The sequence below is a fragment of the Streptomyces sp. NPDC006430 genome (assembly GCF_040612395.1).
In the GTDB taxonomy this organism is placed as follows: Bacteria; Actinomycetota; Actinomycetes; order Streptomycetales; family Streptomycetaceae; genus Streptomyces.
On record NZ_JBEXQA010000057.1, the window covers coordinates 1 to 24,137 of the forward strand.

At 69.3% G+C, this 24,137-nt stretch carries 23 protein-coding genes and 1 pseudogene; 18 read left to right on the forward strand and 6 right to left on the reverse strand.

The genetic code is table 11. The features are described from left to right. Window positions 1–198: 198 nt before the first annotated feature. The 4 genes from ABZZ20_RS35365 to ABZZ20_RS35380 all read right to left on the reverse strand — a co-directional run bounded on the left by ABZZ20_RS35365 (window position 199) and on the right by ABZZ20_RS35380 (window position 5,584). On the reverse strand, window positions 199–363 hold the full coding sequence (locus ABZZ20_RS35365; protein ID WP_356876885.1) for a hypothetical protein: 165 nt from the start codon (window positions 361–363) through the stop codon (window positions 199–201). A 420-nt stretch (window positions 364–783) separates the two neighbouring features. Then, the gene (locus tag ABZZ20_RS35370) at window positions 784–1,305 is read right to left on the reverse strand and encodes an RICIN domain-containing protein (protein WP_356876887.1); all 522 of its coding nucleotides are present in this window, start codon (window positions 1,303–1,305) and stop codon (window positions 784–786) included. Further along, window positions 1,262–1,618: a LamG-like jellyroll fold domain-containing protein gene (locus ABZZ20_RS35375; RefSeq protein WP_356876927.1), complete on the reverse strand. Its 357-nt coding sequence runs from the start codon at window positions 1,616–1,618 to the stop codon at window positions 1,262–1,264. The genes ABZZ20_RS35370 and ABZZ20_RS35375 overlap by 44 nt, the downstream gene beginning before the upstream one ends. Before the next feature lie 36 nt (window positions 1,619–1,654). Beyond that, window positions 1,655–5,584 carry a hypothetical protein gene (locus ABZZ20_RS35380; protein WP_356876889.1) on the reverse strand — a complete coding sequence of 1,310 codons (3,930 nt, stop codon included), beginning with the start codon at window positions 5,582–5,584 and terminating at the stop codon, window positions 1,655–1,657. A gap of 948 nt (window positions 5,585–6,532) precedes the next feature. On the opposite strand from ABZZ20_RS35380, the gene ABZZ20_RS35385 reads away from it, so the two are divergent. The 18 genes from ABZZ20_RS35385 to ABZZ20_RS35470 all read left to right on the forward strand — a co-directional run bounded on the left by ABZZ20_RS35385 (window position 6,533) and on the right by ABZZ20_RS35470 (window position 22,267). Further along, window positions 6,533–7,396: an IS5 family transposase gene (locus ABZZ20_RS35385; RefSeq protein WP_356876891.1), complete on the forward strand. Its 864-nt coding sequence runs from the start codon at window positions 6,533–6,535 to the stop codon at window positions 7,394–7,396. After that, complete coding sequence (locus ABZZ20_RS35390) at window positions 7,393–7,791, forward strand: hypothetical protein (protein WP_356876893.1); 399 nt, start codon at window positions 7,393–7,395, stop codon at window positions 7,789–7,791. Before ABZZ20_RS35385 ends, ABZZ20_RS35390 begins: the two co-directional genes overlap by 4 nt. Before the next feature lie 179 nt (window positions 7,792–7,970). Continuing rightward, the gene (locus tag ABZZ20_RS35395; protein ID WP_356876895.1) at window positions 7,971–8,651 is read left to right on the forward strand and encodes a hypothetical protein; all 681 of its coding nucleotides are present in this window, start codon (window positions 7,971–7,973) and stop codon (window positions 8,649–8,651) included. Between the two features lie 495 nt (window positions 8,652–9,146). Further along, window positions 9,147–10,319 carry a hypothetical protein gene (locus tag ABZZ20_RS35400; RefSeq protein WP_356876897.1) on the forward strand — a complete coding sequence of 391 codons (1,173 nt, stop codon included), beginning with the start codon at window positions 9,147–9,149 and terminating at the stop codon, window positions 10,317–10,319. A gap of 473 nt (window positions 10,320–10,792) precedes the next feature. Continuing rightward, the gene (locus tag ABZZ20_RS35405; protein WP_356876899.1) at window positions 10,793–11,137 is read left to right on the forward strand and encodes a hypothetical protein; all 345 of its coding nucleotides are present in this window, start codon (window positions 10,793–10,795) and stop codon (window positions 11,135–11,137) included. Between the two features lie 137 nt (window positions 11,138–11,274). After that, window positions 11,275–12,738 carry an NF041680 family putative transposase gene (locus tag ABZZ20_RS35410; RefSeq protein ID WP_356876901.1) on the forward strand — a complete coding sequence of 488 codons (1,464 nt, stop codon included), beginning with the start codon at window positions 11,275–11,277 and terminating at the stop codon, window positions 12,736–12,738. Between the two features lie 180 nt (window positions 12,739–12,918). Next, window positions 12,919–14,160: a helix-turn-helix transcriptional regulator gene (locus ABZZ20_RS35415; protein ID WP_356876903.1), complete on the forward strand. Its 1,242-nt coding sequence runs from the start codon at window positions 12,919–12,921 to the stop codon at window positions 14,158–14,160. 50 nt (window positions 14,161–14,210) lie between these two features. Continuing rightward, window positions 14,211–14,465, forward strand: coding sequence for a hypothetical protein (locus tag ABZZ20_RS35420; RefSeq protein ID WP_356876904.1), 255 nt, complete (start codon window positions 14,211–14,213; stop codon window positions 14,463–14,465). Then, window positions 14,462–14,632 (forward strand): hypothetical protein, encoded by a 171-nt coding sequence (locus tag ABZZ20_RS35425; RefSeq protein ID WP_356876906.1) that lies wholly within the window; start codon window positions 14,462–14,464, stop codon window positions 14,630–14,632. Before ABZZ20_RS35420 ends, ABZZ20_RS35425 begins: the two co-directional genes overlap by 4 nt. Continuing rightward, the gene (locus ABZZ20_RS35430) at window positions 14,629–14,874 is read left to right on the forward strand and encodes a hypothetical protein (RefSeq protein WP_356876908.1); all 246 of its coding nucleotides are present in this window, start codon (window positions 14,629–14,631) and stop codon (window positions 14,872–14,874) included. The genes ABZZ20_RS35425 and ABZZ20_RS35430 overlap by 4 nt, the downstream gene beginning before the upstream one ends. 536 nt (window positions 14,875–15,410) lie before the next feature. Beyond that, complete coding sequence (locus ABZZ20_RS35435; RefSeq protein WP_356876910.1) at window positions 15,411–16,658, forward strand: TfuA-like protein; 1,248 nt, start codon at window positions 15,411–15,413, stop codon at window positions 16,656–16,658. Beyond that, window positions 16,645–17,796, forward strand: a complete 1,152-nt coding sequence (locus tag ABZZ20_RS35440; RefSeq protein WP_356876912.1) for a YcaO-like family protein — start codon at window positions 16,645–16,647, stop codon at window positions 17,794–17,796. The genes ABZZ20_RS35435 and ABZZ20_RS35440 overlap by 14 nt, the downstream gene beginning before the upstream one ends. Next, the gene (locus ABZZ20_RS35445) at window positions 17,793–18,377 is read left to right on the forward strand and encodes a class I SAM-dependent methyltransferase (protein WP_356876914.1); all 585 of its coding nucleotides are present in this window, start codon (window positions 17,793–17,795) and stop codon (window positions 18,375–18,377) included. The genes ABZZ20_RS35440 and ABZZ20_RS35445 overlap by 4 nt, the downstream gene beginning before the upstream one ends. After that, complete coding sequence (locus ABZZ20_RS35450; RefSeq protein WP_356876915.1) at window positions 18,370–18,651, forward strand: hypothetical protein; 282 nt, start codon at window positions 18,370–18,372, stop codon at window positions 18,649–18,651. The genes ABZZ20_RS35445 and ABZZ20_RS35450 overlap by 8 nt, the downstream gene beginning before the upstream one ends. Beyond that, window positions 18,648–19,664, forward strand: a complete 1,017-nt coding sequence (locus tag ABZZ20_RS35455) for an NAD(P)H-dependent glycerol-3-phosphate dehydrogenase (protein WP_356876917.1) — start codon at window positions 18,648–18,650, stop codon at window positions 19,662–19,664. The genes ABZZ20_RS35450 and ABZZ20_RS35455 overlap by 4 nt, the downstream gene beginning before the upstream one ends. A gap of 76 nt (window positions 19,665–19,740) precedes the next feature. After that, on the forward strand, window positions 19,741–20,097 hold the full coding sequence (locus ABZZ20_RS35460; protein WP_356876919.1) for a hypothetical protein: 357 nt from the start codon (window positions 19,741–19,743) through the stop codon (window positions 20,095–20,097). Then, window positions 20,084–20,938 (forward strand): hypothetical protein, encoded by an 855-nt coding sequence (locus ABZZ20_RS35465; RefSeq protein ID WP_356876921.1) that lies wholly within the window; start codon window positions 20,084–20,086, stop codon window positions 20,936–20,938. Before ABZZ20_RS35460 ends, ABZZ20_RS35465 begins: the two co-directional genes overlap by 14 nt. Window positions 20,939–21,571: 633 nt before the next feature. Continuing rightward, entirely contained in the window at window positions 21,572–22,267 is a 696-nt protein-coding gene (locus tag ABZZ20_RS35470; protein ID WP_356876923.1) for a hypothetical protein, read from the forward strand. Window positions 22,268–22,288: 21 nt separating this feature from the next. On the opposite strand, the pseudogene ABZZ20_RS35475 reads toward ABZZ20_RS35470, so the two are convergent. Both ABZZ20_RS35475 and ABZZ20_RS35480 read right to left on the reverse strand, forming a co-directional pair. Further along, window positions 22,289–23,162: pseudogene (locus ABZZ20_RS35475) on the reverse strand (IS5 family transposase). A 7-nt stretch (window positions 23,163–23,169) separates the two neighbouring features. After that, the gene (locus tag ABZZ20_RS35480) at window positions 23,170–23,751 is read right to left on the reverse strand and encodes an AAA family ATPase (RefSeq protein WP_356876925.1); all 582 of its coding nucleotides are present in this window, start codon (window positions 23,749–23,751) and stop codon (window positions 23,170–23,172) included. Window positions 23,752–24,137: the final 386 nt, after the last annotated feature.

Genomic DNA, 24,137 nt, shown 5'->3' on the forward strand with positions numbered 1-24,137 from the left:
CTGGCCCCGGTACTTACGAACCCTCCGCTGTTGCGGACCGACACCCATCACTCCACCTCCACCACGAGGTGTTGCAACGATCAGTTGAATCCACCTTCCGACCCGCGGTCGCTGTGGATGACGCAGCCAGGCGTTCGCCGCCGCGTGCGATGCGGTGGCCGCCGCAGGTCACCAGCGGAGGGTTTGCACTGCTGCGGATCACTCCCCGCTGGTATCCGGGGCCCAGACGTTCGGTCCGCCGCCGCGCCACTCGATCAGCGGCGCGTCGTCCAGGTGGACGTCGTCGGGGTCGAGGCCGGCCCGGCGCAGGAGCTCCAGAAGGTCGTCGGGGCCGGTGGCGCGGCTGAGGATTTCCCCGTGCACGCGGCCACGGCGCCCGCCCTCGGCATCCGGGGATAAACGATCACGCGCAGGGCAGTCCGCGTGATGCTGGCTTTCCATGAACGCTGGCTTCGGCACCGCTCGACGGGCAGGGTCGGGCCGTGCCGCCTGCGGACTGCCGTTCTGCCCCTGGCTGCCCGGGCGTTCCTGGCCTGCGTCGCGTCGCGTCGCGTCGTGCGGGCGGGGGCGGAGCAGTGTCCAGCACACGGTCGGGGGTGGTGGCTGCACAGTGCGCGTACATCGCCGCGATTGGCCACAGTCGCCCGGCACAGTCCGCGTACGCCGCCAGGACCAGTGGGTCCGCACTGCACCGGCCCGTCAACGGCGACGGCCGCCCCTCCCGGGTGGGAGGGGCGGCCGTCGTCATGTTGTGGCTGTGATGGCGCGGGTGGTGTCGGTGGGTCAGGGTGTCGCGTCGAGGCTGGGTAGGGGCAGCGGTGCGGTGCCCAGGGTCATGATGGTCCAGCGCTGGGCGTTGGAGGGGTTGCAGTCGTAGAGCCAGAGCTGTCGGCCCGGGGTGGTGTCGAAGTTGCCGAGGTCCATGCAGCGGCCGGAGACCGGGTTGTAGATCGAGCCGTCGGCGCGGGGCAGGAACTTCTGTGCCGGGGCACCGCTGCAGGTACTCAGTTCGAGCAGGGTGAGGTTGGCGGTGTCGGCGTTGGCCGCATTGACGCACTTGCCTTGGATCCGCAGGGATCCGTCGGCCTGTACATCGAAGTTTTGGGCGGCGGTGCCGTTGCAGCCCGCGATCTGGATCTTGTTGCCGTCCTGGGTGCTGGCGAAGTCGTTGTCCGCACACAGGTCCGGGGCTGCGGTGAGCGAGATCCGGCCTGTGGTTGCGGGGGCGGTGGGGGCGGCGGCGTAGGGGTAGGCGGCGAAGTTACTGAGGCCGCTCTTGAAGGCGTCTGGGGCCGCTCCGGACACCTTGTACCGGCCGGAAGACGATCGGACCGCTGGGAGCGGGGCTGGTTGCGGCTGCGTGATGTCCGGTGCTGGCGAGGACGCCGTTGACGTAGAGGCTCATCAAGCCGCTGCCGGCGTTGTAGACGGCGGTCAGGCGGGTCCAGGCGTCGGGAGCGAATCGGGCCGCCTGATTGGCCACGCTGGTGTAGTCGAAGGGCCAGCCACCACCTTGGGCATTGGCCATGGCGAAGTGCCACTGACCGGTGTGGATGTCGGCGTAGATGACGTTGCCACCGAAGAGGAAATGCCGAGGGGTCCCGCTCGATCTTCCGATCGGACAGGACCCCTTGGTGTGTTCAGGGACGGAGCCTCAGAACGTGAAGTAGCCGTTCAGGTCGGCGATCACGTCGACGGAGCCCGTGTTGTTGAAGAACGTCACCCGCCCGTCCACCACCGGGACCACCACCAGGTTGGCGACGGTCAGGCCGGGCGTGTAGTTGAGGTTCGACACGTTGGGACGCGCGACCCCGTGCGGGTGGACGATCACGTGGCCGGCCTCGGTGGGGTTGGTGACCGTGACGTTCAGGACGACGGCTGTCACACCCTCCGCGGGCACGCCCGCGACCCCGGCCACCCGGAGACTGACGAAGCTGCCCGGACCCACGGCGCCCGTCCGGGCACCGGTGCCGTCACGGGTGTCGAGCAAACGGACCGGGCCCGCCGCTGCGAAGGTGGAACCCGTGGCCGCGTAGTAGCCGGTGACGTCGGCGATCAGGTCCACCGAACCGGCGTTGTTGCGCAGGTCTACCTTCCCGTTGACCACAGGCACGGTCACCAGGTTCGGCACGATCTGTCCGGGTGCGAAGTTGAGGTTCGACACGTTGGGCGCCGCCTGGCCGTTCGGGTACACCGTGACGTGGCCGGCCTCGGTCGGGTTGACCGCGGTCACGTTCATGACGACCGCGGTCACTCCTGTGGCGGGAATGCCCTTCATCCCGGCTACCTGGAGGGTGACGACCCCGCCCGGACCGACGTGCTGCTTCATCCCACCGGTGCCGTCACGCGTGTCCAGGAACCGCGACGGCGTGATCGAGTTCAGTGCGGAGCCGACCCCGGCCTGGTCGGTGTAGTAGCCGGTGACGTCGGCGATCAGGTCCACCGAACCGGCGTTGTTGCGCAGGTCTACCTTCCCGTTGACCACAGGCACGGTCACCAGGTTCGGCACGATCTGTCCGGGTGCGAAGTTGAGGTTCGACACGTTGGGCGCCGCCTGGCCGTTCGGGTACACCGTGACGTGGCCGGCCTCGGTCGGGTTGACCGCGGTCACGTTCATGACGACCGCGGTCACTCCTGTGGCGGGAATGCCCTTCATCCCGGCTACCTGGAGGGTGACGACCCCGCCCGGACCGACGTGCTGCTTCATCCCACCGGTGCCGTCACGCGTGTCCAGGAACCGCGACGGTCCGGTCGGCACGAACCGGCTGCCCTCCCGCTCGGGCGTGGGGGCGGTGACGGTGTACGCCTTGGTGATCCGGTGACCCACGATGTAGGGCCCCACGTCGTACAGACCCGGCTTGAGCCCGTTGGTGTCGACGAGCACGTTCATCGACGTGCCATCAGGGCTCACTGAGAGTGTTTTCAGGACGGTCCCCTGCGCGAACGGGTCGTCGCTCGGCATCAGCCTCATTTCGGTGTTCATACGCAGCCCGATGCCGTGGACGACAGCCTGGTTGTGGGTACCGGCGGGCCCGGACGAGGGGCTGATCCCACTCAGCCAGGAGTCGGGGGCGATCTTGCAGTCGGCGGAGCAGGCTCCTTGCATGCTGTACTCGACCGGTGTGTCAGCCTTGCCGGCGCTCAGCAGCAGCACGGCGTCGCCGGCTTGGGCACTGCTGGAAGCCGAGCAGAGCGAGGTGCACCCGTATCCGGATTCGGCAGCGGACTGCGTCCAGCCCGGGCCGCTGTGCAGGCTCACGTCCATGGATCCGGCTTCCTCGCGCAGGTCGTTCGCCGTTGTCGTCAGGCTGACCCCGAAAGAGTGGGAGGGCTTCATTGCCACCACGGCGCAGTGAGCCGTGACCTGCTCGGTGAGCACACCACTGCGGACGACCGACGAGTCGTTCGACACGCGGTCGGCCGTGCACTCCGGCGCCCAGCCTGCCGCCGTGCCGACCTTCCAGGAGTCCACGTTGGCACGAATGGGCTTGCCCTGGTACCGCGAGACGGTCACGACGGCGATGTACGAGGTCGAGCCGGAGGCCCGGCACGAGGGCCCTTGCTCCTGTCGGCAGGCGATCCGGCCGACGGCGTCGACGGCTGTCACCGTAGTGGCGGCAGGGGTGTAGCGGTCGACGGGCGTGCGCGCACCGAACCAAAGCTTGTCCGAGGCGGCCGCGCTGACCCTGATGCAGCGGGCGTCCAGGGCAGATGTGAGATCGAAGGAGAGGGACGGTCCGCCGACCTTGGTGGAGGCCGGAGCCGCGCATGACGCACTCGGCGAGACGTTGCGCCGGGCCAGCTCGTACGTATCGGCGTAGTGCCCGACCACCATCGCCGTGTACGGCACACCGGCAGACAGAACGCAGGTGTCGGACGTACACACAGCACCGGAAGGGTCAGCCAGATAGAGCGCCGTTCTCGTGCCGGTGGAGAGGGCTGCCTGACCGATCATCTCCACAGTGGAGTGCTGATCCGCGGGCACGCTCAAACAGGCCTGACTCACGGTGTCGGACAACGAGACCTTCGCGCCCGCAGTGTTGTCGAATCCGGTCTGCCGCCAGGGGGCGCATCCTGCGGCTTCACCGGTCCGGTGGACCACCAGCCCGTATGCCTTGGCCGGTGCGCCGCCCAGGACAGCGCGGAACGGGGCCGTTCCGGTCAGCCGGCAGACGGGGTTCACGTACCGCTCGACCTTGCACTGCTGTACTCCTGAGGCGTCGTAGACCGTTGCCACGACGTCGGTACCGCCGGCGGGCGGGCGGTTGAGCAGGTAGAGGCCCTTGCCGGAGGACGTCGGCAGGGTCAGGCAGAACTCCTGCCCCGGCCCTGAGAAGGCTCCGGTCGACGGGCCGGCCACCAGGCCGTTGTCGTTGCTCGGGGTGCAGCCCCGGGTTTCCCTCGTGGAGTGGAAGGACATGCCGAACGCACCGGCGTCGTCGATGTCCGCCCTGACGACCCATGTGTGGTCGCCGGCCGCCAGGGTGCAGGGACCACTGCGATACGAGCAGCCCGGGGTTCCGTCCGGCAGGTACAGCTCACCGGGCCATGTGTCGCCGGCGGAGACCGGGGCGATGGTGTACGGGCCGGCCTGCGCGACACGCAGGGTGCGGCAGCGCACCGTGGAGTTCACTTCCGGAGAGGCCCCGTATGCCTGCGGCTCCACCACCGGGCAGCCCTCGGGCCTGGACAGCCGTGCCATGGTGAGGTCGTAGCCACCGGACCCGGCCAGTACGGACGCGCGGTACGGCCCGGTGCCGGTGAGTTTGCAATCGAGGGGCGCGAAGGTGCTGCCCCCTGAGGTGCACACCTGCTTGCCGTTGGCGTCGTAGACCAGCCTCAGGAACCGGTACTCCGTGACGAGATGGCTGCGCAGCACATCCCCCGAGGCAAGGTCCAGCGTGTAGCAGTCACCTGCCGAGAAGGCCGGCAGCGAGCCGTGGAACACGGTGGGTGCGCCGAGCCTGAGATCGGTGACGCCCGCCACCTTGCAGGCGGTGGTGGAGAGCAGCGGAACGTACGACAGCCCGATGTCGGTCTGGCTTCCGTCGCCGCTCTTCACCTCCAGCGTGTACGTCCCCGCCTGACTGATGGGGCACTGCAGCGGTGTGTACGTTTCGGCGGCGCCGTAGACACTCTCGCACGGCACGGAGGCGCCGCCCGGACCGATCAGCTTGCCGACGGTCTGACTGGAGATCTCGAGCAGCACCACGTCCTTCTGCTGGGGCATGGTGAGGGAGAAGGAAGCGATTTTGTTCGCCTCGAGCGTGCAGCTGACCACGACGTGCGGCGCCAGGGCCGTCGGGCAGGTGCTCGCGACCCCGGTCGCTTGGAGCGCCTGCACTTCGGCTGTCTTCGCCGCCTCCCGCGCGGCCCTGGGGTCGGCCTTCGGCGGGGCCTGCGGCCCGGACTTCGAAACGACCGCAGGCGTCGCGGCAGCGGTTGCTGCCGGCGCCGCTGCCGCGGTAGCGCTCGGGCCCGCGAGCGGGGCCAGCAGCGCGAGCATCAGGGCGCCCGAGGCGGCGATCGCGCCACCCCGCCCCCGTCTGCTCCGTCCTCTTCTGCCGATCGGCAGCAATTTCATGTACCCCCCACTTTGTATGGCCCCGGTACCTGTGACCTGCGCAGGCCCCGGGCAGGCGGAGTGTAGCGCCCGCCCCGAAGAGCCCGAAGGGCGGGACGCCCGACCGCGCCCCACCCCCCCGGGGACGAAGCTTCGAGAACGCCGCGGCGCAAGGGCCGGCCCTGCTCGTGGGTGAGGGTCGGCAGTGGCACGGGGGAGCGCCTCGAAGATCGGCACGAAGCCTCCTCCAGAAAGCACGCAGCCCTCGTACCGGAGGGCGGGCGCACGGAAGGGCGTACGCGGCGAACTCGGGTCACCGATGCGCATGGTCGTACTCGATCGCGTTCAGCAAGGTTGGGTGTGCTGAGTGAGGCCGGGCGGGTGGTGACCGGATCGGTGACTCACCAGGGGCCGGTGAGTGGTGACCGGATCGGTGAGTCACCGGGGTGCGGGAGTCGCGGGGCAGTTCCAGCCAGCCGAACTGGATCTCCTAGCCCGGTGGGGGCGCGATTACGCGACGTCCCGGCTTGTCGCAGCCTGGCTGCGATGTGCCGGTTTGGTGTCAGTGGGGGTTGTCAGTGACAGGCCCGTCGGGTGTGGGTGCCGCCCGGCTGTCGGTTGACCCGGGATCGATCGAAGACGCCACACCCGTTTGGGGCCATGGCCTGCTTGCCCTGACCGCATGCGGCCGCGAACACGGCCACCCCGCCGGTGCCCTTCCCGTCTGACGCTGCGCAGTTTCGCCGGTCGGCGACGGGCTGACGTCCCAGGAGGAAGCCCTACTGAGTCTCCTGGCAGACGGGATGACCGACGAGTCCGCAGGAAGGCAGCTGAGGATCTCGCTACGCAGCGTACGGCGTCTCACGGCCGACCTGAGTGGGCGTTAAGTCCGATCTTCATGGGTTCGTGATCGCTCGATCGTGGTACTGATCGTCACGCCAACCACATGCTGGGCATGTCCATGCCGAGATGCAGGGTGTGGAGCGAGAGCCATACCCCAGCGACTTATCGGACGAGCAGTGGCTGTTGATCGAGCCGATGATCACTGCCTGGAAGCAGGACCGGGTGGCGCGGTCGGCGACCGGGGACCCCGGGGCCTGTGACCTGCGGGAGGTCGTGAACGCGATCTTTTACCAGAACCGGACGGGCTGCCAGTGGCGCTATCTGCCCCACGACCTGCCGGTCTGGTCAGCGGTGTTCTACTACTTCGGGCTGTGGCGCCAGGACGGTCTCGACCAGCGGATCCAGGAACTCCTGCGCTGCCAGGTGCGCGAGAGAGCCCGCCGATTAGAGGACCCGTCCCTCGTGATCATCGACACCCAGTCCGTCCGCGCGGCCGCCGGTGTTCCGAAGAGCACGACGGGACTGGACGCCAACAAGAAGGTGTCGGGCCGCAAACGGGGACTGGCTGTGGACGTCCTGGGGCTGGTCATCGGCGTCGTCGTGCTGGCCGCCTCCGCCCACGACAATACCGCCGGCACCGCCCTGCTCGACCAGGCAGCCGAGCGGTGCGGCAACCGCCTGGAGAAGGCCCTGGTGGACCAGGGCTTCAAAGACCAGGTCATCATCCACGGGGCCCTGCTGGACATCGACGTCGAGATCGTCCGCCGCAACCCCAAAGACCAGGGCAAAGGCTTCATCCCGCAGCCGAAGCGATGGATTGTCGAGCAGGTCAACGGCACGTTGATGCTGCACCGCCGCCTGGCCCGCGAGTACGACCACCGCCCCGACACCTCCACCTCGCGCGTCTACTGGGCCTCCATCGCGAACATGACCCGCCGACTCACCACACCGAGTCCCGCCTGGCGCGACACCCTCGGGCTGGCCGCGTGAACGTCACCGACCTCCTGGCCGACCTCCAGGCCCAGCACGACGAGACCACCGCCCGGGCCGGTGAACTGCGCGACCAGATCGAGCACCTGACCACTGCCCTGGCCGAGACCGAAGCGCGACTCGCGGACCTGGCCACCACCCGGAAGATCATCGCCGAACTCGCACCGACTGGAGGCCAACCCACACCGCCCGAGACGAACACCGCCTACCAGGCCATCGTGAACACCTTCAACCAGCACCCCGACCAGGAGTTCCGAGCCCGTGAGCTGCATGAACTCCTCGGCATGCCCACCGACGAGGCATCCGTCAACATCACCCGCAGCCGTCTCGGACGCCTCACCCGCCAAGGCTTCCTCACCCAGCCCGGACGAGGCCGCTACCAGAAACGGACTTAACGCCCTCTGAGAGCACTTGTTGATCTCGCAGTGCGAGAGTGTCGGTCAGAAGTAGCAACGCTCGCCGCGCTGGTGTTGCTCTTCGGCAAGTGCCTGTTCCCGTCGGCTTCGTCCAGGCCGTGGTTCCCACCCGGCTGAGCCGTATCCTCAACCGATGTTTCGGGCGGAGGGGTAAGTAGTTGGGCAGGCAGGAGATGCGGCGGAAGGTCTATGGGCCGCTGTGGCGGGCGGGCCTGGAAGTGATCGAGGGCGGGATTCCGGAGAATCCGTTGCCGGTATTCGCGGTGGGTATGGCGGCTAGCTGCGGCAAGGAGACGGGCCGGCGGGACGCCTACTTCGACTACGACGACCCGTACCTGATCGAGCACGCCAACCAGGGCTGGTACGACCTGGCGACCTCTGTCGGTCTGTTCGGCGCCGACCGCGAGTTCCTGCTCGCTCTCCCCGCCTACCGCTACAGCCAGCGGGCGGCCTCCCGGCACCGGAAGTCCGTCTGGCGCCGGGTACGTCTGCTTGACCACTGGGACGTGATGGGCGCCGCGTGCGCGATCCGTCTGGGGATGACCGAGCACGGATACCCCGAGCACCTGCTCGGCTCACGCGCCGGGCGCCCGGAGTTCGCGATGCTCTCCCTCGACAGCACCGTCGCCCTGCTCGGGACGACTTGGCAGACCGGCATCAGCTCCCTGGCCGTGCCCAGCCCCGGCGACACTGAGCCCGTACGCAGCATGCTCAACTCGGCGGCGAACAAAGTGTGGGACCCCCGCGAGGAGTGGTTCATGGGGGACCCTCGCTCAGAACGCTCCGAGGCACTCGAATGGCTGCAGCTCAACGAGCCGACCACCGCAAATCGGGGGTGACCACGGGGCCCAGCGGCCCGCGCGGTTCATGGTTGTCCCGTCTCAGTTGATTTTGTCGGTGGCCAAGGCTGCTACCTGCGGTGATGAAAGAACAGGTGAGACGCGTCTTCGCCCGGGTCTCATTTGATCCTGCCGCTCAGCACCATTCCCGCAGGGTTGTCTCAGTTGATATTGCCGGTCAGCGGTCGGAGAGGGCTGACCGACAGCGGTGCTCGGTCTGCTTGCAGCGCCCCGAGCAGAAGCGAGCGTCAGAACGGCGCTCCTCCTCGTCGCTCACCACAGGGCGCATCCTCGCAGCCGGGTCGAGCCGGGGTGCTGCGTGCGGCGCGGGAGCGTTCGGTGAGGCTCCCCGCTCGTGGATTCAGGACGAAGGCATGTACATCATGACAGGTCAGCGCCGTTTTTCGTAGGACGGAACGCACAGTTCGCGAGGCTTGTCCGGTCCGTTCCCCGTCTCTCAGAATCTCCTTCGTGCGTCATCCGGAGACAGGGGGAATGGTGACGATCGATCACGACGCGGTGCTTCGGGCCCGCGTGCTGCTGCTGGGGTCCGGCCGGCCGAGTCGGGCCGAACTGGTCGGCGCGTACCGGGTTCTGGCCGAGGTAAGTCCGAAGGCGTACGTGCCGAAGCTGGTCGACGCCCTGCTCGCCCTGCGCTACGAGAGCCGGGATCCGCAGGCGGACGTCGCGCTGGCCGCCGAGGCATCCCGGGCCGCTCGCAGGATAGAGGTCGGGGCGCCGAACCGGGCGGAGCGGTTGCGCCGGGCCTTGGACGCCCACCAGGCTTCCTTGTTCGCCCTCGGGCGCAGGGCGGAAGGACGCGCGATCTGTGAGGAGCTGGCCGAGGCCGGCCGAAGCGAGCCCCTGGCTAGCGTTCTGGCCGAGGAGGGGCGCTTCAGGGAGGCCGCGGAGCTCGACAAAGAGGCCGCCCGGAACGGGATCCCGGAGCACTCATTCTGGAACATGGTGCGGTGGGCAGCGAACCTGGAGGGCGCCGGGCTGCACGACGCCGCATCGACCGTCTTCCGCGAGCTCCTTGAGGAGACCCGGCGCGGGGCAGCCGAACAGCGCACCGCTCTGGCGATACTCACCTGGGAGTTGGTTCACTTCTCCCGGATGCGGGAGACCGTCGGGGATGGGGCGAGTGCTGCGGCCGCCCGACGAGAGGCCCTGAGTGTCCTGGAGGAGCTCGCGAACACGGGCGAGCCGAAGAACTGGAGCTGCATCCTCGGGTGGTGGAGGACGCTCTTCGTCCTGTCGGGGCGGGCAGCCGAACCCGCCGCGAGCCCCGAGTCCCCGATGCCGCCGTTCGGCACGGAGCTCGGATGGTCGCGCGACGTGCGGGACGGCTTTCTTGGCATGCTGCCGGGCCTCGAAGCGGAGGCGGCGAGACTGCGCGAGGCCGACCGGATGCCCGAGCTGGTCGACGTCCAACGCAGAATCGGCATCCGCGCGGCCGTCCGCGAAGGCGACCACCCCTACCTGTTCGAGGAGCGGTTCGCGCCATACTTCGACAAGGGTGTGACGCTCGCCCGCCGCCTGCCCGACAACCCCGCACGCCTCGCCCGCGCCCTCACCGACCGGTCGATGTTCCTCGTCGCGGCACGATCCTTCGAACCCGCGCATGCCGACTTCGCCGAAGCGGTTGCCCTTCTCCACGATCGCTGATCGCGCCGCCCGGTCGCCGCGTCCCCGTGCTGGGCACGAGGACGTGGGCCAGGCCGTGGTGCCACCGGTACCGGGCTCGGACTACAGCAGCCGATCCCAGCCCCGTTGAAGGCTGGGATCGGCTGCTTGACCTCCGAGTCCGTGTGCCCCGAAAAGACTGAGACTGCCCCGACTTGTGGGGAGGCAGGACACCCACTGAGACTTGGCAGGACCTGCTGAGACGAACAGATCCGACCGGCAACATCAACTGAGACGCCAGATCGCTGGCCTGCCGTTCACCGGCAACATCACCCGAGACCAGACCCGAATCCACCAAGATCCAGTGAGACAACGGCAACGTCACGCGAGACAGGACAATGGTGCCCATCAGCTTGTTTTTTAACCTGCTGCGCCCTCAAGGGGTGCGTGGTGTACTGGTCGGCCGTCCGGCTTGTTGATGAAGGCGGCGTGAGACAGAGCGCTACGGAGTGAGCATGTGGGACGGCCCCTTCTACCGAGTCAGACGTGACGGATACGAGATCTGCTTCGTGCCCGGTGCCGGGGAGGACCTCGACGAGGTCTGCAATGTGGACATGTGGGTCATCCGTGATGACGGCGATCGCTGGTCCGGAACCGTGTTCACTCTCGATGAGGTGCACCGGATCATGGACCGTCAGCGGCAGGCTGGCGAACCAGAGGGCGACTACTGGTGGTGCTGGGATGGCCTCATCGTGCGTGACGCGGGTGTGCCGTCGATGGTCAAGGTCATCGACGGGCTCGTCGCCGCAGGCGAGTACGAGACAGTCCTTCGCCACGTTGGGCCCGAAGAGATCGCTTGATCTCGTTGACTCCCCGTCTGACCGAACGATGCCCCGAACGTGATCGCTCGTACGGGGATTCCGGGGACGTAAACACGGCCCCCGCATGATCCTGTGCTCCGACCAAGAAGGCACTTGACCAGCGAAGGCCGTGGGGAATGAGTCTGTTGCACCACGATGGCCGGGACGAGGCATTCGACTTCACCTCCCACTTTCGGGAGGACTTCTACGGATGTCTGACCCGGCGCGCTGACACGCTGTTCGAGCTCTGCGACGCGATGCTCTGTGAGGACGGCCCGGTGACCTCGCCGGTCGATTTGACGTTGCTGGCCGAGCACCGGCGTGGGCACGGCGCGTTGTACGACGCGCTCAACCAGGGCTGCATCGACGCGGACAGGCTGCGTAAGGCACTGGCCGTGCTGCCGCAGCCGAAGGCCGCCGACGGGCGCCTGGTCCTGGCGGTCGATGTCTCGCCGTGGCTGCGTCCGGACGCGCCGACCAGCCCGGACCGCCTGTTCTGCCACGTCTACGGACGCTCAGGACGCTCCAGTGGCCAGTTCATCCCCGGCTGGCCATACTCGTTCGTCGCCGCGCTGGAGACAGGCCGCACCTCGTGGTGCCAACTGCTGGACGCCATCCGTCTCGGCCCCCACGACGATGTCGCCGAGGTCACCGCCCGGCAGGTCCGCCGCGTGGTGAACGACTTGATCGGCCAGGGCCAGTGGGAGGACGGCGACCCGGACATCCTGGTCGTGTTCGACGCCGGCTACGACGCCCCGCGCATGGCCTACCTCCTTACCGGCCTGCCCATCGAGGTGCTCGGACGGATGCGCTCGGACCGGGTCATGCGCCGTCCGACACCTACGCAACTGGAGTACGCCCTGGCCTACCCCCAGGGCGGGCGGCCGCCGAAGCACGGCAAGGAGTTCCGCTTCGCCAAACCGGACACGTGGGGCGAGCCCGACGCGGAGACCGTGCAGGTCACCGGCCGCTATGGCACCGTCCAGGTGATGGCCTGGGACCGTATCCACCCCCGGCTCACCACCCGATCCGCGTGGATCGACCACGACGGCGAACTCCCCATCATCGAGGGCACCCTGATCCGCCTGACGGTGGACCATCTGCCCGGCGGCGGCGACCCACTGCCCGTCTGGCTGTGGTCCTCCAAGACCGGCATGACCAGCGAAGAAGTCGACCTGCGGTGGCAAGCGTTCTTGAGGCGCTTCGATCTTGAACACACTTTCCGTTTCGTAAAGCAGACGCTCGGCTGGACCCGTCCCAAGCTCCGCAGCCCCGAGGCCGCGGACCGGTGGACGTGGCTCGTCATCGCAGCGCATACCCAGCTGAGGCTCACCCGCGAGGCCGCCGCCGATCTCCGCCGCCCCTGGGAGAAACCGGCCGAGCCCGCCCGGCTCACCCCAGCCCGCGTCCGCCGCGGGTTCAGGAACCTCCGCCCCCACCTCCACAGCCCGGCCCGTGCGCCCAAACCCTCAACACCCGGCCCAGGCCGTCCACTCGGCTCGAAGAACCAACGACCGGCCACCCGCTACGACGTGGGCAAATCAACCAGACGCCCTGAAAGCATCGCCGAACGTAATCAACTCAAAGCTCGCAAACCATAAAAAACAAGCTCAGCACAACCGCGACTTCGTGGCAAGCACCCGAGTGCTCTCGGAACTCGGCGACATGGATTCTTCGCGGAGTGGGGTGCTCTCGCCGCCGAGCAACAACTGCTCTCGCTACTCGTGTGCAAAGCCAGTGGGGGTACCGTCCAAGGTGTCGACCTGAGAAGGGAGTTCCGGATGCTTGAGGAGCAAGAGGCTATCGGGCAGCGGATCCGCCGGCAGCGCTTGAGCGTGGGCCAGACGCAGGCAGATCTGGCGGCCGCGGTCGGCAAAACCCAAGCCTGGGTTTCCCGGGTCGAGAAAGGCCAAATCGAGCTCGACCGCGCCACCTTGATCAACGCCCTGGCAGCCGCGTTGCACTGCCACCCGAACACGCTCATACAGCGCCCATACAGCATTGCACCGGGGACCGAGCCTGATGTGGGCTGGCACGCGGCCGCCGCGTCCATCATGCGGGAGCTGCGCCGCTACGACCTTGCCCCAGTCTTCGACGGCGCCCCGCGCCCCTCAGCCGCCCTGTGGCAGGAGATGCGTCGCCTGCACCGTCTGCGCGATGCAGCGGCGAACTCGGCGATCCTGCGAGAGGTCCCGGACCTGCTACGCGAGTCCCGAGCGCTAGCAGAGGTCACCGCTGGCCGGGAGCGCGAGGAAGCGTTCGCGGTGTACGCGGTCGCCTGCAAGTTCACTCACACCGCCGCGCACGCCCTTGGCCAGCCCGAGTTGGTGGCCTTGGCTTGCGAGCGGGCCGTATGGGCCGCGCAACGCTCCGGGGACCCGCTCCTGCCGGCCGTGGCCGACTGGATGCGGGTGTGGGACATGTGGGCCACCGCCGACTACGGCGACGCCCTCGCTCTGGCGGACAAGGCACTGGCAGGTGTCCAGGAGCTGTACGACGGCGGTGACCCGCTGGCCCTGCGGGTGTGGGGTTCGCTGCAGCTGCGGTCGGCGGTGTCCGCCGCGCGGGACGGGAACGCCGATGAGACCCGGGCACGGATGCGGCACGCTGTCGAAGCCGCCGACCGGGTCGATGCCCATGTGGGCCCCACCCCCTTTGACCGGCACTCGCTCACGTTCTCCATGGGCAACGTGCAGATCCACGAGATCAACGTGGCACTGGAGATGTCCAACCAGCGCGAGGCCCTGCGCCTGAACCGGGACGCCGATCCGGGCCACATCGCCGCTCTGCCGAAGTCCAGGCAGGGCCACCACCACATGGACCTCGCCCGCGCATGGCTGTGGGACGGCAACCGTTCCAAGGCTCTGACAGAACTGGAGACGGCGGAAGCCCTGGCCCCCCAACTGGTGCGCAACCACCCCATCGCCCGTGCCACCCTCCGGCAGCTCGTATACGCCGAGCGGCAGCTGACCCGTCAGAAGCTGCGGGGCATGTCGGAGCGATTTTCGCTGGATGACCTGTAGGTATACGCCGGATTCATATCGGCCCGTATACGGGCCCTTACGGTCTGCCCATGCCTGAGCGACCGACCATCGACCAGGCCGCACCCCGCCGCTCCTTACGCGCGGCGGGCGACTGGCGGCCCCAGCGCGGCGACCTCGCCACCGACACCACCCGCTGCCGCACCGGCGTGGTGGTGTCCCTCCCGGAGGACACCGGCACCCGCGTCTACCACCTGAGGCCCGAAGGCGGCGGCACTGACTGGACCGCCCACCGGGCCAGTCTCACCCCCGCCACCGAGAGCCTTGGCAGGGAGGTGACCGGGTGAGCCGCGCGCATGACACCGGACACCCCCCGCTCCCGCCCCCGCCAGCCGGGCCCAGCCGGGAACTCCAGGCCCGCGCCCAGGAAGGCATGGCCCGCTTCCTGGCCAGTGTGCCGGCGCACGACGACATCCGGCCCGACGCGGCCGGCAGGCCACAGGAGGGGCGGTGACCACCATGGCCGCACCGCGTCGCACTGCGCCGTACCGGGTCGGCGATCTGGTCACCGGCACCTCGTACGTGGCCCCGCAGAACCGCGGGCGCGAGATGCCGGAGCCGATCACCGGCCGCGTGGTACAGGTGGGATCGGGGTGGGACGGAATCGATGCCGACCAGGCTTATGTGTGGGTACGGCTTCCCTCCGGCCGCGAGCGACAGGCCCTGATACGGGACATCCAGAAAGCGCCCCTGTGATCAGGCGCCGGGGCAAGCCCCGGATGCAGTGCGTCCGGGCCCCAACGACGCCGGTCGCCGGACACGCCGTGTCACCGCGCATACCGATGACATCGTCGGCTGCGTACCGGTGCGGCGGCTGCACCCCCTTGTAGGCCCCCCGTACTGTCGCCGACCCCGCGGCGCAGAGCAGACCGTCGCACCGCGACTGAGTCTCAGACTTCCCGTCCCGACCAGGGCGGGCAGGCAGGTCCGGCCGGGCGAGCAACGCACCGGGCCCGCATCACCACCGGTACGGGCAGCCGGCCCGCACCGTCGGATTCGGCAAGAGGAGAAGAATCATGGAGCAGTCCAAGTCTGGTATCGCCGCCGCCAGCACCTCGGCATCGGTGGAGGGCACCGAGACCATCACCCAGCCCATCGTGGTCGCCGTCGACGTGGAGGACGAGGAGTAATCCCCGCCCGCCCGTAGCCCCCTGACACGGGCGCCCCTCCCGTTCCGTATGCCCTCGTGGGCCCAGGGAGGGGCGCCCTTGGCACTTCACCGCGGAGGCGCAGTGATTCACCTCTACACCGGGCCGACGCTCTCGGCGTCCGAGCCCGCACTTGCAGCGCCCGGCCTGCGGGTGCTGCCCCCGGCACGGCATGGCGACCTGTTCGACACCGCAATCGGCGCCGGCGACACTGTCGTACTCATCGACGGGCTGTACCACCAGGCACCCGCGCTCCGGCACAAGGAAATCCCCGCGATGGGCCGGGGCGTCACGGTGCTGGGGGCGGCGAGCATCGGCGCGCTGCGGGCGGCCGAGCTGGGCCCGTACGGCATGGTCGGCGTCGGCAGCATCTACACCGCCTACGTCCGCGGCGACATCGACGGAGACGACGAGGTCGCGGCCGGGCAGGCCCCCGACGGCGCGTTCGCTGCGCTGACCTGGCCGCTGGTCAACCTCCGCCATGTCCTGGCCATGGCGGTCGACGCCGGGGTCCTCGACGGCGTACGGGCCGCCGGGCTACTGGCGGCGCTGCGCTCGGTCTACTACCCGCAGCGCACCGGGGCCGCCGTGCGCGCCGTGTGCCGTCGCGAGGGCGAGGAGGAGTTCGCCTGGTGGCTGACCCGGCAGCGCGAGCAGGACCCGCACTTCGGCGACCTCAAGCGGGCCGACGCGCTCGCCGCGGTACGCGCCGCGCTCGCCGGGACTGCTGCGGCGCGGGCGGCCACCGGGCTGCCGGTGGGGGAGACGACGTACTTCCGACGCTGGTCGAATGCCGCCGTGCGTGAACGCGTGGACGGCGTGGAGCTGTCCACCGAGGACCGCGTGGTCTACCAGCAGGTCTTCGACCCCGCCTTCCATATGCGGTGGGCCGCCTACCTCGAACACCTTTCCCGGCATCCCGCCGACGGAGAACCGGGGATGCCGCTCGCCGTACGCCTGGCCCGCGCGACGGGCGGTCACCTGAGCGCCGACCGGGTGTTCCACCCGGTGCTCGACCTGCGGGATGCGCAGACGGTGACTCTGCTGCTGGCGGGCGAGAGCGCAGAAGACCGGCGCGCCGTCGCCCATTACGCCGAGGTTCTCGCGGGTGCCCGCCGCAACCGCCCAGGGTTCTGCGCGGACGCGGTTCGCGACGACCTGGCCCAAGACCTGCTGCTGCGGGTGTGGGGCTGCGCCGATCACGAGCTCGATGCGCAGGCCTCTGCCCGCGGACTGGTCCGGGCGGCCGGCGCGGTGGAGGCGGCCAAGCGGCTCGTGCCCGGATTCCTGGAGGAGTCGAAGAGGACGGAGGCGGCCCATGCCGGGCGTTGAGGAGCCGGTGGCGCTGGCGGGCACCGTGCGGGCGCGGACGGCGGAGCAGACCTGGGCGGCGGTGGCTGACCACCTGCCGGGGTTCGGCATCACCCGGGTCGCGGACCTGACCGGCCTGGACGTGATCGGGCTGCCGGTGTGGACGGCGATCCGGCCCGCCTCGAAGACCCTGAGCACGTCGCAGGGCAAGGGCGCCACACCTCTGCTGGCGAAGCTGTCCGCGGTGATGGAGGCGATCGAACTGTGGCACGCCGAGCAGCCGCTGCCCGCCGCCGCGGTGGGGCCGGCCGCCGAGGTCGCCCCCCATTGTCCGGTGACTGCGCTGCCGCTGACCGCCTCCTTTCCTGCGGACGCCCTGGCCCAGGTGGTGTGCGAGTGGACGGCTGGCACCACGCTGGTGAGCGGGGAGAAGACGCTGCTGCCGCTCGACTTGGTCCGGCGCCGTGGCCAGCGTCCTGCGTGGACCCCGGACGTGTGGCGCGCGACCAGTACCGGACTCGCGTGCGGCAACACCCGTGACGAGGCGCTGCTGCACGCCCTGTTCGAGGTGGCCGAGCGCGACGTGCTCTACCGGGACGGGCAGGAGCACGGACGGCTACGCACGCTGATCGACCCGCGCACGGTCGACGACCCGCACGGCCGGGAGGTGATCGACCGGCTCCGTGCCGCGGGCATGGCGCTGGAGGTGTCGCTGGTCGACGGCCCGTACGGGCTGCCGGTCGCCTTGGCCTACCTGTGGTCGGAGGACTACCCGGTCGTCTTCGCCGGCGGCGGGTGCCACAGCGTCCCGGGCATCGCCTTGACGCGGGCCGTGACCGAGGCCGCGCAGTCCAGGCTCGCCGCCATTGCCGGAACTCGCGACGACCTCCCCACAGCCCCGCCCGTCTTCGACACCCCCTCCTTCCCGCAACCGAAGCCCGCCGCCCGGCTTGAGCCGTGGCCGGAGGTTGTGGCCCGCTTCAGGCCGCCCGGCGGCGGCTTCGCCGATCAGGTCCGCGCTGTGGCCCGGCGCTTCGAGTCCGTCACCGGACACCAGCCCGTCGCCCTGGACCTGTCCGGCCCGCACTGCCCGGTCCATGCCGTGCAGGTCCTGTGCCCCGGCACCCGCTCTCGGATCAGAAGGTCGATGCCCCGATGAACACCCCTGCCCCCGCGAGGTCGGCCGAGTACGACGCCTTCCACGCCGCCCGCGCCCGCACCGACGTAGTGGCCCGCCTGTACGCCGAGGCGATGGGCGAGGACTACCCCGCCGAGGTCGCCGCATCCAGCTCCTGCGACTGGTCCCTGCTCGGGCTGATGGCCGCCCGGCTGCGGATGCGTCCCGGCCAACTGCTTGTGGACGCCGGATGCGGCGCCGGCGGCATCGGCCTGTGGCTGGCCCGCGCCCTCACCGTCCGTCTGCATGGCTTCGACCTCTCGCCCGTCGCCGCCGCCCAGGCAACCGCCCGCCGCGCCCACTTCCTCGGCCCGCACGCCCGCCGCGCCGTCTTTCACGTCGCCGAACTGGAGGACACCGGCCTGCCGGATGGCTGCGCCCACGGCATCGTCTGCGTGGACGCCCTCGGGCGCGCCGGCGACCGCGGGGCGGCGCTGCGCGAGCTCGGTCGCCTCCTGACCCCGGGCGGCGCGCTGGTCGTCACCCGTGCACTACGGCGCGGCGCCGACCCAGGGTGGCACCACGAGCACTGTCGCCGGGCTGACGCAGGAGTACGTGGATGAGCGGCCCCGTGAACCTGAGATGTGGGGGCGGCTCTACCGCCTGTGGATCGCCCACGCCGATCAGCTGCGCCGCGAGCTGGGCGAGACGGCCGCCGAGAACATGCTCCGCGAGGCGCGGCAGGTGCTCCCCACTCTGGGCGGCCGGCGGGCTGTCCTGCTGACGCTGCGTCGCCTCCCGGACACCCCTGCCGTACCGGAAGCGGCCGATAGGATGCGCGAGGGCGGCCGCCGGAGCGGCGACAGGCCCGTGCCCGCCGAGAGGACCCCGCAGTGAACCAGAACCATGTCCGCGCGGCGGTGTTCTCGGCCGGTTCCTGGGGCACCGCCGTAGGCAAGATCATGGCCGACGCGGGCACCCGCGTCCTCATGCACGCCCGGCGAGCAGAGATCGCCGACGCGATCAACACGACGCACCACAACCCCGGCTACTTCCCCGACGTCGAGCTCCCGCACACGGTGACCGCCACCACCGATCCGGCCACCGCGCTGGACGGCGCCGACTTCCTCGTACTGTCCATCCCCGCGCAGTCCCTGCGCACGAGCCTGGCGGCCTGGGCCCCACACATCGGTCCGGACACAGTGATCGTGTCGCTGATGAAGGGCATCGAGATCGGCTCCGGCCTGCGGGCCAGCCAGGTCATCACCGAAGTGACCGGCATCGCCGCCGAGCGGGTCGCGGTGCTGTCCGGCCCGAACCTGGCCCGCGAGATCATGGACGGCCAGCCCGCCGCCGCCACCATCGCCTGCCCCGACGAAGCCGCCGCCCACCGCGTCCAGCGGGCCTGCCACACCCCATACTTCCGCCCCTACACCTCCGCCGACGTCATCGGCTGCGAACTGGGCGGCGCGGTGAAGAACGTCATCGCCCTCGCCGTCGGCATCGCCTCCGGCATGGGGCTGGGCCACAACGCGCAGGCCATGCTCATCACCCGCGGCCTCGCCGAAACCACCCGCCTTGCCACAGCCATGGGCGCCCACCCCTCCACCCTCGCCGGACTCGCCGGACTCGCCGGACTCGGAGACCTGGTGGCCACCTGCTCCTCCCCGCTCTCCCGCAACCGCACCTTCGGCCACCACCTCGGCCAGGGCATGACGATGGCCGAAGCCACCGCCGCCACCCGCCAGACCACCGAAGGCGTCAAGAGCGCCCAGGCGATCCTCGCCCTGGCCGACACCCACGACATCGAGATGCCGATCACGGACGTCATCTCCGCCCTTCTGCACGAGAAGGTCACCCTTGATCAGGCTGCGGCCGCGCTGATGCAGCGGCCCCCCAAGCCCGAGTAGTGACCCCCGCGGCGCCCCGCACCCCGGGGCCCGCCGCTCCTCACCCTCACCCTCCCGATACGGAGGTCCCTGACCCATGCGTGAATCCGTGCTGCCCGCCGTCCAGATCGCCACCACCCTTGCCCTCGTAGCCTGGATGATCACCGGCTTCACCCCCCAGCCCGGCCGCTGGCTGCGCTGGAAAATGTTCTGCCGCGCCACCTTCACGATCATCGAGCTCACCGGCACCACCAAGAACGGCGCCACCGAGGCGGTCAACGTCTACGACCACCTCTCACCCGGCTCCTTCATCCTGGGGCCGCCCCAACTCCAGGCGATCCTCAACCACCTCACCGCGAGCGGCCGCTACGAACGCATCGACGGCACCGGACGCGTCTTGTCCGCCCGCGGCGAGCAGCCCGTAAAGGTGGTGGCTGGCCGTGTGGTTCTTTGACGCGCTCCTCTCCGGCTTCACCCGCCCCACCGACCCAGGCAGGCTCCAGCTGTTCCGGATCATCTTCGCCACCGTGCTCACCGCCCGGTTCACGCTCGCCCTCGGCCAAGGCGGCTGGGACCGCCTCACCCCCGGCTCACTCAGCCTCCACCTCGCCGAACAGCGCTTCGGACCCCGACGGGCCGGGCTCCTCGCGAGCGTGTACCGGCCCGCGCTGATCCTGCGCACGCTCGCCGCCCTCACCCTGGCCGCCGGGTACGCCCCCCGTCTCGCGCTGCTGGCCGTCCTGGCCGGCGCCGCCATGGAACTGCTCTACCTCCGCAGCCCCAACGCCGTCCGCTACACCCTGCTGACCGGCGCATGCCTCGCCGTCGGCGGCAACCTCGGCCACAGCCTGACCATCGAGCACACCCCGAGCACCGCGAACACGTGGGCCCTGTGCCTGCTCGTGCTGATCACCACAGACATCTACTGGAACTCCGCCTGGCAGAAACTCCGCTCGCCCCAGTTCCGAAGCGGTCTCTACCTCGCCCAGTGGATTCACACCTACGCCCAGGTAAGGGACCGGCTGCCCTACAGGGGCCAGCACGCCGTCCCCGGCCTCGTCCGCCGCCACGCAGGCAACCTCACCGCCCGCGACATCCGCCTCTGGCACGCGGCCGCCGTCGCCGTCATCACGGCGGAGATCGCACTCCCGCCCGCGCTGCTCATCGAGCAGACGATGCCGTACGCGGTCGTCGCCGGCATCGCCATGCACGCCGCCTTCAGCTGCCTCAAACCCCGCCAGCTCATCACCTTCTCCGGCCTCACCCTCGGCACGTACGTGGCTTTCGGGGTCTGACTGTCCCGCTTGATGGCCACGCGCGCGGAGAGAAGAGCCGGGCGACTGAGGGGGATAGTGAGGGGGAATCTGAGGGGGGTGTATGACGGGGGAATCTGAGGGGGAGTCTGAGGGGGAAACCGGTGCAACGGGGGTCTTGCATTTTTGCTGGTCAGTGCGGGTCTCAGTGCTGGTGACTGGTCAGACTTAGTTATAGGGGGAGGGATGGGTTCGGGTTTGGTGGGGTGGAGTCTGTTCCGGGTGGCTGGGGTGGGCTTGGGGGTTGATGGGGTGGCTGTAGAGGTTGGCGAGTGGGCTGGGCATGTGGCTTGCGAGGGGTGGTGTGCTGGGGTGGAAAGAGAGGGGGAGGAGGGCAGGTCGGAGGGGAGGGATGGGGGTGGGGCGTGGGTGAAAGAGATGTGGCCGGCGCCCACTTCCGCCGAGGGCGGGTGGCAAGGGCGCCGGCCTACCGAAGAACACACCTTGGGAGAAACCCACATGCGTCTCAGAGCCGAGCATAGCGCTCGGGCAATCCATGGGCACACCATGCCGCTCGGATGCGGTACCTTTTTCATGCATGCGTGATCAGCGCCTTGGCGGATCCGAGTGCATTGGCGTGCCCTGCACGTCTCGCCTATCGGGAGGTCGGAAGTCGTGATCCGTGCTGGACGAACTGCGGTGGGGCGTCGTGAGCTTGCCGACGTCCTCGGGCTGAAGTGGTCCACCTTCGACCGTTCGAAGCCGCATACAGCTGCCGGTTTCCCGCCGCCGGTCAGCTCCGAAGGCGCACTTGTCCTCCTGTGGGACTTGGAGCAGGTGGAGGCTCACCGCGACGGCCGGCCGCGACCGGTCATCCCGGCGGTCGACCGTGAAGAGGACCTTCTCGACCGCCGTGAGGCGGCGCTCCTGCTCGGTGTGAAGCCGCGCAGCATGGACAGCTACAAGACCGACCCTGGCCTTGCCGACCATGTCGTCGTCGTGGGCGGGGTCGAGCACTGGCCGCGCGCTGCGGTGCTCGCGTACGCGGCCGGCCGCGGCGCCATGAGCGCTCCCAGCGGCCGGCCGAAGGGATCGGGCGACATGGTCCCCCGGGACCTGCTGCCCGGCCGCATTGCCGAACTCCTTGACGCCAACCCCGCGGTGACCGCGTCGCACGCCGTTGATGTCCTCGGTATTTCGACCCCTGCCGCCCAGCGGCATCTGCAGCATGAGCGCGCGGTGCGCATCGTCGCGCTGATGCGCACCGAAGCGGGTCTCGATGTCGTAGGGGCGGCTGAGCGCCTCGGCTATCCGCCGGCGGTCCGCCGGGCGGCACTGAAGGCCGCTCAGGAGCTCTACAACGCCTCCTAGGGCGTGTATCGAATGTGCTGGTCACAGCCACTCATTGATGGCCGCGATGAGGACGGTGGCTTCGTATCGGACCGCAAGCTTGTCGTACTCGTGGCCACGGCGCGGTGTCGCTTGAGGCGGTTGATGGCGCACTCAACCGCGTGGCGTTCGCGGTAGTCGGTCTTGTCGAATTTCGGCGGCCGGCCACCGTGCGAGCCGAGGTTCTTGCGGTTCCGGGCCTGGTCCGCCTTGTCTGGGATCGTGCAGCGGATGCCGCGCCTGCGCAGGTAGGCGCGGTTCTTCCGGGAGGCGTATGCCTTGTCGGCGCGGACCCGGTTCGGACGGGTGCGTGGCCTGCCCTGACCGGGACGCGCGACGTGGATCTTCTCCAGGACGGGTTCGAACTGTGGAGAGTCCGCTCGCTGTCCGGCAGTGATCACGATCGACATCGGCTTCTGGCCCTGCTCGACGGCCAGATGCAGTTTGGTCGTCAGACCGCCGCGTGAGCGTCCAAGGCCGTGGTCGTCCGGCTCGGTGCCGACACCGCCGGGCGGCTCCTTTTGCAGATCCCCCTTTTCCGCGCCCCGGCGGCGTGCTGGTGGGCTCGGCATACGGTGGAGTCGACGTTGATGTCCCAGATGATGAGTTCCTCGGCATCCGCCTGGACCTGCAGTTCGGCAAAGATGCTCCGCCATGTCCCGTCCCGCTGCCAGCGGCGGAACAAGTCGTACACCCGGCCCCAAGGGCCGTACCGCTCCGGAACGTCACGCCACGGGACGCCGGTGCGGGTCCGAAACCGTATTCCGTCGATCAGCTGCCGCCTGGTCCATATCGGCGGACGTCCCGGCTTCTTGCCTCCGGGCAACAACGGTTCCAGCCGCTCCCACTGGATATCCGTCAGATCTCCATGCGCCATCTGGCGATCATCGCAGAGGCTGATCGACTTCAGAGATGCACGCCAGACCAGTCACGGACAGGATCGCTTCGACTGTCTCTTCAACCGTCTGCGCAGCATTGTCGATCCAGGTTCCCTGCTGCGCGAGCTCGGAGCGCATCGCCTCATCCAGTGGCGACCAGTCCGTGGCCAGGGCCTTCTCCCGAGCCTGGTTGCGCCGCCACGCCTCTGCCGGGCCGGGAGCCAGGATGACGATGTGGAGCGGCACGGCCGCCAGCGTGGTGCGGTAGAAGTCAAGGTGGGAACGGCGGACTACGACATCATCGAGCACCGGGATGAAACCGGCCCGCGCGAAGCTGTCCGCTAGAAGGCACGCGTTGCGGGCCCGCAGGAAAATCTGCCGGTCGGCTTCCGCGTTCACGGCCGGTGAGGGCCACTGCCCACCACTGACGATCATCGCCTGGAGTGCGTCAACCTCGATGTGGGCCGACATCCGGAGTGTGGCGGCCAGCGCAGCTGCCACCGTGGACTTCCCACTCCCGGGGATGCCCGTCAGCAGGACAGCCCCGGCGGCCGGCTCGCGGTCAACGGGCATCAGATCCAAGCTCATACGACTCCTCCAAGCGCAAACGATCAGGGCCTTGAGGGTACGTGCTGCCCCTGATTCGCTGAGTCGACGACCGCTTGGTCCACTTTCAACACACGCCCTAGCACCCCAAAAACTCCGACCTGCCCTTTGAGGGGGCCGCAGCTGTCCGGCTGTGGCCCCCTCAAGGCATTTCAGCCCGGCGGGGGGCGGGCGTTGCGGGTCCGGCGCCGGCCCGGGGATGAGCGGCTTCGCCGCTCATCCCCTTGGCCGCGGGCGGTCGTGAGGTCCCGACCGGCTCCGCTGCGCTGCGCCGGCCGTGCCCACACGACCGCCCGCGCTGCGGGGTGTGGTGGCGGGTGGAAAAGGCAGGGGTGCGCGCTGCCGCGCGCAGAATACCCCTGCCTTTT